This window comes from Mesorhizobium sp. (genome assembly GCF_965229135.1).
Taxonomy (GTDB): Bacteria; Pseudomonadota; Alphaproteobacteria; order Rhizobiales; family Rhizobiaceae; genus Mesorhizobium.
Map to the genome: position 1 here is coordinate 3,479,134 of NZ_OZ245860.1, position 9,808 is coordinate 3,488,941.

The 9,808-nt window shown below is 64.6% G+C and carries 13 protein-coding genes; 7 read left to right on the forward strand and 6 right to left on the reverse strand.

The window, feature by feature from the left end; translation table 11 throughout:
- Positions 1-38 precede the first annotated feature (38 nt).
- Positions 39-713, reverse strand: coding sequence for an ArsR/SmtB family transcription factor (locus ACO07C_RS16460; protein WP_421915209.1), 675 nt, complete (start codon positions 711-713; stop codon positions 39-41).
- A 68-nt stretch (positions 714-781) separates the two neighbouring features.
- On the opposite strand from ACO07C_RS16460, the gene ACO07C_RS16465 reads away from it, so the two are divergent.
- From ACO07C_RS16465 to ACO07C_RS16475, 3 genes are all read left to right on the forward strand, one after another.
- Positions 782-991: a DUF1127 domain-containing protein gene (locus ACO07C_RS16465; protein ID WP_421915210.1), complete on the forward strand. Its 210-nt coding sequence runs from the start codon at positions 782-784 to the stop codon at positions 989-991.
- An 88-nt stretch (positions 992-1,079) separates the two neighbouring features.
- A complete protein-coding gene (locus tag ACO07C_RS16470) occupies positions 1,080-1,412 on the forward strand; it encodes an NIPSNAP family protein (RefSeq protein ID WP_421915211.1) in 333 nt (110 codons plus the stop codon).
- Positions 1,409-1,753 carry an antibiotic biosynthesis monooxygenase family protein gene (locus ACO07C_RS16475; RefSeq protein WP_421915212.1) on the forward strand — a complete coding sequence of 115 codons (345 nt, stop codon included), beginning with the start codon at positions 1,409-1,411 and terminating at the stop codon, positions 1,751-1,753. The genes ACO07C_RS16470 and ACO07C_RS16475 overlap by 4 nt, the downstream gene beginning before the upstream one ends.
- Before the next feature lie 73 nt (positions 1,754-1,826).
- Here ACO07C_RS16475 and mbfA read toward each other — a convergent pair whose 3' ends face one another.
- Positions 1,827-2,810: an iron exporter MbfA gene (gene mbfA / locus ACO07C_RS16480; RefSeq protein ID WP_421915213.1), complete on the reverse strand. Its 984-nt coding sequence runs from the start codon at positions 2,808-2,810 to the stop codon at positions 1,827-1,829.
- Positions 2,811-2,985: 175 nt separating this feature from the next.
- On the opposite strand from mbfA, the gene ACO07C_RS16485 reads away from it, so the two are divergent.
- Together ACO07C_RS16485 and ACO07C_RS16490 are read left to right on the forward strand one after the other, a co-directional pair.
- Positions 2,986-3,309 carry a hypothetical protein gene (locus tag ACO07C_RS16485; RefSeq protein ID WP_421915214.1) on the forward strand — a complete coding sequence of 108 codons (324 nt, stop codon included), beginning with the start codon at positions 2,986-2,988 and terminating at the stop codon, positions 3,307-3,309.
- Between the two features lie 256 nt (positions 3,310-3,565).
- Entirely contained in the window at positions 3,566-4,543 is a 978-nt protein-coding gene (locus ACO07C_RS16490) for a threonine/serine dehydratase (RefSeq protein ID WP_421915215.1), read from the forward strand.
- A gap of 8 nt (positions 4,544-4,551) precedes the next feature.
- Here ACO07C_RS16490 and ACO07C_RS16495 read toward each other — a convergent pair whose 3' ends face one another.
- The 4 genes from ACO07C_RS16495 to ACO07C_RS16510 are packed head-to-tail and all read right to left on the reverse strand — an operon-like array spanning position 4,552 to position 8,260.
- On the reverse strand, positions 4,552-5,688 hold the full coding sequence (locus ACO07C_RS16495; RefSeq protein ID WP_421915216.1) for an ABC transporter permease: 1,137 nt from the start codon (positions 5,686-5,688) through the stop codon (positions 4,552-4,554).
- Positions 5,685-6,620 (reverse strand): ABC transporter ATP-binding protein, encoded by a 936-nt coding sequence (locus ACO07C_RS16500; RefSeq protein WP_421915217.1) that lies wholly within the window; start codon positions 6,618-6,620, stop codon positions 5,685-5,687. Before ACO07C_RS16500 ends, ACO07C_RS16495 begins: the two co-directional genes overlap by 4 nt.
- Positions 6,617-7,567: an HlyD family secretion protein gene (locus tag ACO07C_RS16505; RefSeq protein ID WP_421915218.1), complete on the reverse strand. Its 951-nt coding sequence runs from the start codon at positions 7,565-7,567 to the stop codon at positions 6,617-6,619. Before ACO07C_RS16505 ends, ACO07C_RS16500 begins: the two co-directional genes overlap by 4 nt.
- 3 nt (positions 7,568-7,570) lie before the next feature.
- Positions 7,571-8,260 (reverse strand): CerR family C-terminal domain-containing protein, encoded by a 690-nt coding sequence (locus tag ACO07C_RS16510; RefSeq protein WP_421915220.1) that lies wholly within the window; start codon positions 8,258-8,260, stop codon positions 7,571-7,573.
- Between the two features lie 93 nt (positions 8,261-8,353).
- Here ACO07C_RS16510 and ACO07C_RS16515 point away from each other — a divergent pair, with 93 nt between their 5' ends.
- Positions 8,354-8,827: a CYTH domain-containing protein gene (locus ACO07C_RS16515; protein ID WP_421915221.1), complete on the forward strand. Its 474-nt coding sequence runs from the start codon at positions 8,354-8,356 to the stop codon at positions 8,825-8,827.
- A complete protein-coding gene (locus ACO07C_RS16520) occupies positions 8,824-9,768 on the forward strand; it encodes a CHAD domain-containing protein (RefSeq protein ID WP_421915222.1) in 945 nt (314 codons plus the stop codon). The genes ACO07C_RS16515 and ACO07C_RS16520 overlap by 4 nt, the downstream gene beginning before the upstream one ends.
- Positions 9,769-9,808 lie beyond the last annotated feature (40 nt).

The following is a 9,808-nucleotide window of genomic DNA, read 5'->3' on the forward strand; positions in this document are numbered from 1 at the left end:
ACCCTAGGATGACGAAGGTGTGGGTAAGCCCCGGCACCTCAAGCCAGAAACACCCTCTCAAATGCCTGCTTGCCCGGCGGGGAGAAAACGACAGCGCGGCTGTCCTTTTCGCGGCGCGCCCATTTCTCGGCGAGGATCTTGTCGAGGATGGCGGCGCCCAGCGTGCCGGCGAGGTGGGAGCGCCGGACGCTCCAGTCCAGGCAGGCACGACAGACCGGCCGGCGGGGCCTCGCATCGACATCGATGCCGATGGCGGCGAAATGCGAGGCGGCCGACGGCGCCAGGCTGATCTCGTTGTCGTCGCGGACCAGAATGTTTTTGGCGACAAGGCGGTCGAGCATGGCCACGGCCTGCTCGCCGGCGAGGTGATCATAGCAGACACGGGCCACGCGCATGGCGGTGTCGCGCGGGCCCGGCCGTACGCGCTTTGGGCCGACGGCTTCCGCGACGCCGATGATGGACTCGATCATGCCAGCCACTTGCGGACCGGCGAGACCGTAATAGCGGTGCCGCCCCTGGCTGGCTAGCGTCAGCAGGCCGCCCTCCATCAGCTTGGACAGATGCGAACTGGCCGTCGGCAGCGACACGCCGGCCTCAAGCGCCAGTTCGCTGGCGGTCAGCGCCGTGCCGCCCATCAGCGCGGTCAGCATGTTTGCCCGCGCGGGGTCGCCGACCAGGCTGGCGATGCGGGCAATGTCAGGTCCTTCACGCATAGTTCGGTCCTCATCGAAGCATTCTTGTCAGACAATCACTATTCTCCAACCAGATCAAGGAGACGACGATGACAAACGCTTCCACCTCGCTGCCACTCGGAAGCCGCCAGTCGTCCTCGTTCGTCATCTGGTTGCGATCACGGCTGCCGGCCCGCTGGTATGACCGCCACCTGCAGCGTCGCGACCTCTCGGAGGTCGACGACCATCTGCTGCGCGACCTTGGCCTGACGCCGCAGGACGTGCGCCGTGAATGCGCGAAGTCCTTCTGGCGGACATGACCAGCCAGGGAATTGCCTAGCAGATCCATCGACGGGATGCTTCGACGCCGCTCGAAATGTCGACGCAAGACACCTCAAGGAGACGACCATGACCATCACCTGCTTCATCCGCTACGAGATCGACCCGTTCGGCAAGGCGGCGTTCGAGGAGTACGCCCGCAACTGGGGCCAGGCCATTCCGCGCTGCGGCGCCGACCTGATCGGCTATTTCGCGCCGCATGAGGGATCGGCCACCACAGCCTACGCCGCCTACAACATCGAAAGCCTGGCCGCCTACGAAGCCTATCGTGCGCGGCTAGCGGCCGATCCCGCCGGCAAGGCCAACTACGAGTTCGCCAAGCGTGAGAGATTCATCCTCAAGGAGGACCGCATGTTCCTGAAACTGGCCTCGGGTCCTCACGCAAAACTGGTGCTACCGTGATTGCCGTCATCTTCGAGGTCGAGCCGGCTGAAGGCAAGCGTGACGCCTATCTGGGCATTGCCGCCAGTCTTCGACCGCTGCTCGATGGCATCGACGGTTTTCTCTCCATCGAGCGCTTCCAGAGCCTGGTCGACCCCAACCGCATCCTGTCGCTGTCGTTCTGGCGCGACGAGGAGGCGGTCAAGGCGTGGCGCAACACCGAGGAACACAGGCAGGCGCAACTGGCCGGCCGAGGCGGCATCTTTGCCGGCTATCGGCTGCGCATCGCCGATGTCGTGCGCGACTATGGGCTGACTGAAAGAGCCGAGGCGCCAGACGACAGTCGGGCGGTGAATGGGTGAAGATTAGCGGCTGGGGGTCGGCGCCGCCCATCGCCGGTAGGGTGAGGGGCGGCGCCGACATGTACCGTTTTGCCTAAGCATTCCCGATCAGCACACCCGCCGCGAACACCAGTGCGCCACCCAGCACCACCTGGAAGGCGGCTCGCAGGAAAGGTGTCTGCATGTAGCGGTTCTGGACGAAGGCGATGGCCCAGAGTTCGAAGAACACCACGACAGCCGCCACGGCGGTTGCCGTCCAGAAGTGCGGGATGAGGTAGGGCAGCGCGTGGCCAAGGCCGCCGAGCGTGGTCATGATGCCGACTGTCAGGCCGCGCTTGATCGGCGAGCCACGGCCCGACAGCTTGCCGTCGTCGGAAGCGACTTCCGTGAAGCCCATCGAGATGCCGGCGCCGATGGAAGCAGCGAGGCCGACCAGCAGCGTCTGCCAGGTGTCATGCGTGGCAAAGGCGGCGGCAAAGATCGGCGCCAGCGTCGATACGGAACCATCCATCAGCCCGGCCAGCCCCGGCTGCACATAGGTGAGGATGAACTGGCGCTGCTCGGCGGCGGCCTCTTCGTCCTTGACTTCGCCAGTGACGTGCTTCTGTTCCAACCGCTGCGCCAGCGTCTCATGTCCCTGCTCGGCGATGGCCAGATCATCGAGCAGTTTTCGCGTCGAGGCATCGGTGGTGCGCTTTGCCGCCTCGACATAGAACAGATAGGCGCGCCGCTCCATCGCCTCGGCCTGTCTGCGCACATGCTCGATGCCGAGCGGCTTGACCAGCCAGTCTGGCTTGCGTTCGAAATAACCCTTCACATGCTCGCGCCGGATCAGCGGGATGCGCTCGCCGAAACGCTTGCGGAAGAGCTCGATCAGCACATCGCGGTGGCCATCTTCCTCCTCGGCCATCTCCTCGAACACTTTTGCCGATTGCGGAAAGCTTTCCGCCAGCCCGTCGGCATACGCACGGTAGATGCGCCCGTCATCTTCCTCGGAAGAAATGGCCAGTGCCAGGATCTCCTGTTCCGAGAGCGATTCGAAGGGACGGCGGCCAAAGCCGAAAACACGAGAAAGCATGAGGAGTTCACCCTAGTTTAGAATAGTTCTAAACTAGAGTTTGACACGCCCCCGGTCAACCGCGTGGCGGGACCAGCGTCAAGAATAGTTGAAGACGGAGTGCGGCGGGCACCCTTCATTATCGGTGAATGTTCACCTATATTAGATGCACAACCCAACAAGAAGGAGTTCGCGGATGCCGGCAAAACCGCATGTACAAGCTTTTGACCCGAAGCCCGTTATCGATCTCATCGCCAGCATCGAGGCGGACCTTCAGCGCCTGAAAGGCCTGGTCGAACAGCAGGTCGAGAAATTCGATCCCGCCAATCCACACAACAAGGCTCCCGACGGCAAGCTGACGGAAGAGGGCGTCGAGTGCTGCTACCGACTGTTCGACGAAGGCAAGACCCGCTACACGGTCGCCCAGCAGATGAAGATCTCGTTTGCCGCCGCCACGCACCGCTTCAACAACTGGCGCAAGCTGGGCGGGACCAAAAGGCAGCGGGCGCTATTGGGGTGAGGGCCCGGTTCGCCGAAGGCGAATTGAAAGGTCCGGCGGACCTTTCAAAGGGCACGAACCGGGGAGCTGCCGCAGGCAGCTGGCGCCCGGCTGGGACGCCTGGCGTGGCGGCACGAGATGTCGGCGGACAGCCGAGGCCGTCGTGATCTCGCAAGTCACGGTGTCTCCCAGACTTTGTAACCGTCACATTTTTTCATTGGCGTCGCGCGGCCCTTTCCGTGCACCATGAGCGGACCACATTTCCGCAGGACCCGCCATGACCACGCTTCCCGGCATTGCCGATATCCGCCACGCAGAAGCCCGGCTTTCCGGTCTGATCGTCGAAACACCGCTCATCGAATCGCCGGAACTGAACAAGCGTTTCGGCGCCCGCATCCTGTTCAAGCCGGAGACGCTGCAGCGCACCGGCTCGTTCAAGTTTCGCGGCGCCTACAACAAGCTATCGTCACTGAGCGAAGAGGAACGCAGCCATGGCGTCGTCGCCTTTTCGTCCGGCAATCACGCGCAAGGCGTGGCCGCCTCGGCGGCGATGTTCGGCGTCAAGGCCGTCATCGCCATGCCCGCCGACGCGCCGGCGATGAAGATCGGCAACGTGCGGAAGATGGGCGCGGAAGTGGTGCCGTTCGACCGCTTTCGCGATGACCGCATGACGGTGGTTCGCCCTTACATGGAGAAGGGCATGATCCTGGTGCCGCCCTTTGACGATCCCGCGATCATCGCCGGCCAGGGCACGATCGGCCTCGAGCTGATGCGCCAGGCAAAGACATTTGGAGTGGACGTCGACGCGGTCATCGTCCCATGTGGAGGCGGCGGCCTGACCAGTGGCATCTCCGTGGCGGTGAAGGACGCCTCGCCCGACACCGCGGTCTGGGCGGTGGAGCCCGAGCATTTCGACGACACCCGCCGGTCGCTGGCCAAGGGTGCCCGGGTTTCGAACGAACCGGGCCACAATTCGATCTGTGACGCGATCCTGACCGCCGAGCCGGGCGTGATCACCTTCGAGATCAACCGCAGGAACCTCGCCGGCGCCATTGCCGTCTCCGACAAGGCGACCGAACAGGCGGTGCGCGACGCCATGGCCTATCTGAAGCTGGTGGTCGAGCCCGGCGGGTGCGTGGGGCTGGCCGCGCTTTCGTCGGGCGAGATCGAGCTATCCGGCAAATGCGTCGTGGTGGTGCTGTCGGGCGGCAATGTCGACTACAGCACCTACGCACAGATCATGGCGGCGGCGTAGCCGACAGGCTAATCCAGCGTCCGCCTGAACCGCAGCAGCGCGGTACCGGCGAAGACCGCCACGAACAGCACCAGCCAGGCGATCTCGCCGCCGATCGCACTGAAGTCGGCGCCCTTCAGCATGACCGCGCGGGTGATGCGCAGGAAGTGCGTCAGCGGGAAGATCTCGCCCAGAACCTGCGCCCAGCCCGGCATGCCGCGATAGGGAAACATGAAGCCGGACAGGAGCAGCGACGGCAGGAAGAAGAAGAAGGTCAGCTGCATCGCCTGCATCTGCGTGCGCGCCATGGTCGAGATCGTGTAGCCGAGCAGCACCAGCGAGAGCACGAAGACGAGCACCGCCGACAGAAGAAGCGTCAGCGAGCCGACGAAGGGGATGGCGAACAGCAGCTTGGCCGCCACCAGCACCACCGCCACCTGCACCGCGCCGACCACCAGGAAGGGCAGCACCTTGCCCAGCATGATCTCGGCGGGGCTCGCCGGCATCGCCAGCAGGTTTTCCATCGTGCCGCGCTCGGTCTCGCGCGTGAGCGCCATGGCCGTCATCATCACCATGGTCATCTGCAGGATGACGCCGAGCAGGCCAGGCACGATGTTGTATTGCGAGATGCCTTCGGGATTGTAGCGCTGGTGGACCACCACCTGCAGCTGCCCCCTGGCGTTTTCGGCGGCCGTTTCCTGCATGCCTTGCGCGCGCAGCAGCGCCTGGCTGGCGACGGTGCTCAGCGTCGAGACGGCGCCGCTCGCCGCCGAAGGATCGGTGGCGTCGGCCTCGATCAGGATCTGCGGGCTGTCGCCGCGCTCCACCCGCCTGGCGAAATCGGCGGGGATCGTGACGACAAAGGAGACGGCGCCCTTGGCCATCAGGGCTTCGGCCTCTTCGGCGCTGTGGGCGACATAGTCGAACCGGTAATAGCCGGTGACCTGCAGGGCGGAGACCATGGCGCGTGTATACTGGTCGTTGCTCATGGCCACGAGCGCCGCCGGCAGGCTCTTGGGATCGCTGTTGATGGCAAAGCCGAACAGCACCAGTTGCATCAGCGGCACGCCCAGCATCATGGCGAAGGTGATGCGGTCGCGCCGCATCTGGATGAATTCCTTGATCAGCAGCGCGCCCAGCCTGGCGAAGGAGAAGATGGCGTTCATCCCGAACTATCCTTGGCCATGTTGTCCTTGGAGCCGGCCATGAACTGGATGAAGACATCCTCCAGGCTGGTTTCGCCAGGCGTCACGGTCACGCCCTTGTGCTCTTTCTCGACATCGGCGAGCGCTGCTTCAAGCGCCGCCTTGTCGGAGCCGACGACATGCAGTGTCGCGCCGAACGGCGCCACCTGGTCGACGCCGGCGCGGCCTTCCAATGCCGCCGAGACAAGGTCGAGGCGCGGCCCCTGCACGACATAGGTCGTCAGGCCGGCATTCCTCACCACCTCGTCCACCGTGCCGCTGGCCAGCATCTTGCCATAGGAAATGTAGCTGATGCGGTGGCAGCGTTCGGCCTCGTCCATGTAGTGGGTGGAGACCAGAACCGTCAGCCCGCCCCTGGCCAGCCGATGGATCTCATCCCAGAATTCACGCCGGGCCTTGGGGTCGACGCCCGCCGTCGGCTCGTCGAGCAGCAGCAGCTTCGGCTTGTGCATGATGCAGGCGGCGAGCGCCAGCCGCTGTTTCCAGCCGCCGGAGAGCGTGCCGGCCAACTGGTTGCGGCGTGAGGTCAGGCCAAGCTCTTCCAAGGTCTTGTCGACATACTCGGCAACGGGCTTCAACTGATAGAGCCGCGCCACGAATTCGAGATTCTCGCCGATCGTCAGGTCCTCGTAGAACGAGAACTTCTGCGTCATGTAGCCGACCTGCAGCTTGATCTTCAGGCTGTCGGTGCGGATGTTGAAACCGAGCACCGTGCCTTCGCCCTCGTCGGGCGTCAGCAGACCGCACATGATGCGGATGGTGGTGGTCTTTCCCGAGCCGTTCGGGCCGAGGAAGCCGACGATCTCGCCTTCAGCCACCGACATCGTCACATGATCGACGACGGTCTTGTCGCCGAAGCGCTTGACCAGGCCGTGCACGTCGATGGCGTTCATTTTCCAAGGTCCGCGAGATCGACATCGACAATCTGCCCGGGTTGCAGGGCACCTTTGTCGCCCTCCGGCCGCGCCTCGACCAGATAGACCAGCTTCTGCCGGTTCTCGAGCGAGTAGATGACGGGCGGAGTGAACTCCGGATCCGGCGAGACATAGCTGACGCGAGCCAAAAGATCGTCTCCGCAGCCGTCGCACCGGACGCTGAGCATCGTGCCGATCTTCACCGACGAGAACGCGCTTTCCGGTATGTAGACGCTGAGCTTCACCGCGCCGTCCGGCAGCATGGAGATCACCGGCGCGGTCGGCCCCGCGGTGTCGCCGGGGTTGCGGATGACATCGTTGACACGTCCCGGCGACGGTGCGGCGAGCGAGCGCTTCGACAGCCGCCACCGCGCCTGCTCCAGTGCCGACTGGGCCTGCTTGACCTGGTTGTCCGCGGCCTTGATCGTCTCCGGACGCGCCGGCAGGCCGCCTACGGCTAGATTGGCTTCGGCCTGGCCGACCTGCGCGTCGGCCGTCTCCTGTGTGGCGGCGGCCGTGTCGAAATCGGCCTGCGTTCCGGCGCCGCGCTTGAACAGATCGCTGGCACGGTCGTATTTGCGCTTGGCGTCGGCCGCTTGCGCCTTGGCCATGTCGACCGCCGCCTTGAGTGCGGCGATCTCTTCCGGCCGCTTGCCCACCTGCAGGTCGGCGAGTTGCGCCTGGGCCTGCGCAAGGGCGGCATCGGCCTGGGCCACGGCAATCTTGGCGTCATCGCTTTCCAGCGTCACCACGGGCGTGCCCGGCATGACGCGGTCGCCGCGCTTCACCGACACGGTCTCGACCTGCGCCACCTCGATCGGCGCGAGCAGCACGTAGTCGCCCTCGACATAGCCGACGGCGAGCGGCACCTGCGCACAGCTGCTGAAAAGCTGGGCGGCGAGCGGGAGAGAACAGAGGAAACTCATGGTTCATCCCTTCCTGGCGGCCAGGATGGCGCCGAGATTGTCAGATATCACCGCTGCGATCCTGCCTGCCTCGGCATCGCCGATTGACTGCCAGCCCATGCGGCGCATCACCGCTTCGCGGCCAATGCGGAAATAGATGACCTGGCCGATCAGCGTGAAGACGGTGAGCCGGGTGGACTCGCTCTCTGCCGGCTCGCCCGTCGCCTGTTCCCAGATGAGGCAGATGCGACGGTGCGTCGGTTCGAACACGCCCTCGTAGATGCGGTCGAGCGCCGCCGTCGGGTGAGAGAGTTCGCGCAACACGAACTGCACGATCTCACCCGCCCGCGGGCTTGCGACAATGAAGCCGACCATGCGCTCCAGGGCCATGAATAGCTGCGCCCGCGCCGCCTCTGGAGCAGATGCTCCGGCAACTGGCGGCAGGCCGCCGATCGTTTGCCCGGCAATCGCCTGGATGGTCTCGACGATGTAATCGGCGGCGGCGATGCGAAGCCCTTCCTTGCCACCGAAATGATAGGCGATCGACCCGATATTGGCCTTGGCCTCGGCAGCGATCTGACGTGTCGACGTGCCGTCAAACCCTTGCCGTCCGAACAGCTTCAGCGCCGCTTGCACAAGGGCCGCGCGCGTTGTTTCGGCGGGAGATTGCGTCGTTCCCCGCGCCGGAACCGCTGCACTTTCAGTCTTGCTCATATAGAATTTTTAATCAATCGAATGATTAAAGTCAAGTCGATGCGACCATCTCCGGCTTGCCTTCCGCGGCAGTGCGCGCTTTATTGCCGCCCCATGGTCAAGGAAATCGAGCGCAAGTTCCTGGTCTCCGGCACCGCGTGGCGAGACTTGGTCGAGTCGGATATACGCATCCGCCAGTTCTACCTCGCCGCGGCGACCGGCCGTTCGGTACGCGTGCGCATCAGCGATGGCACCTCGGCCAAGCTGACGCTGAAATTCGGCAGCAGGGGCCGCGAGCGCGACGAATACGAATATGTGATACCCCTGGCCGAAGCCGAGGAAATGCTCGCCTTCGCCATCGGACGTGTCATCGAGAAGACACGGCACCATGTTAGGCATGGCGGCTACCTCTACGAAGTCGATGTTTTCGGCGGCGCACTTGCAGGGCTTGTGGTCGCCGAACTTGAGACGCCGGACGACGTTCCGGACGAAATGCTGCCAGAATGGCTCGGCCGCGAAGTCACCGGCGAGCCGGGATATTACAACGCGTCGCTCGCCCTTGGGGGGATTCCGGAGATCGCCGCATGAGTTTCCGCATTGATCCGCGCCTGCCGCTGACCGGCGAGGTCAGGCGCATCCTCGCCGAGGAAATCGACAAGGCGCTTGTCCATCTGGACGCCGCGCCCAGTCAGCCGGAGCAGGCGCTGCACAAATGCCGCAAACGGCTGAAGAGCGTGCGCGCCTTGCTGCGCCTCGTTCATTCCGGCAACGAAACATTCTGCGCGGCCGAGAACCAGTGCTACCGCGAGGTCGCGGGACTTCTTGCCGGGGCGCGCGAAGCGACGGCGCTGATCGAGACCATCGATCGGCTGGCGGCCGAATTCCCGCAAGAATGCGCCGGTGGCGGGCTGAACACGGTGCGCGAGAGGCTGGTCAAGAACCAGGAGGCGCTGCATGCCGGCGCCGATCTTGCCGCGACGATCGAGGCCGCGATCGCCGCTTGCGAGGCCGGAAGGAGCCGCATCGGCACGCTCTCCCTGCCCGATATGCCCGAACAGGCCGCCGATGTGCTGGCGGAGGGCGCGCGCCTCACCCTGCGTCGCGCCAGAAAGGCGCTGGACACGGCGGGGTCGCGTGGCGACGCCGATGATTTCCACGACCTGCGCAAAGCCGCCAAGACCCACGGCATGCATCTGTCGCTGCTGGGACGGCTTTGGCCGACGCCGATCAAGGCCAGGCGCAAGGCGGTGGACGAGCTCGGCGAGAGACTGGGCGAACTGCACGATGTGCTGGTCATGCGCGCCCTTCTCGATGCCGATGATCGGCCGCTCGGGCCGCCAAGGGAGACGCGGCTTCTGGCCAAGCTCTTGAAGCGCTCGGAAAAGCACTTGAAGAAGGCATGCCTCAAGGAAGCGGCCGAGCTGTTCGGGGATAGTCCCAAGCGGTCGACAAGGAAACTTGCCCGCAAGGCGCGGGACGATCTGGCTGGAGCGGCAACGCATGAAGAGGATGCGCCTGCCGCGGCCTGATCGCTGTCGAAGACCGGAGCGGCACGAACTCTCGTACCCG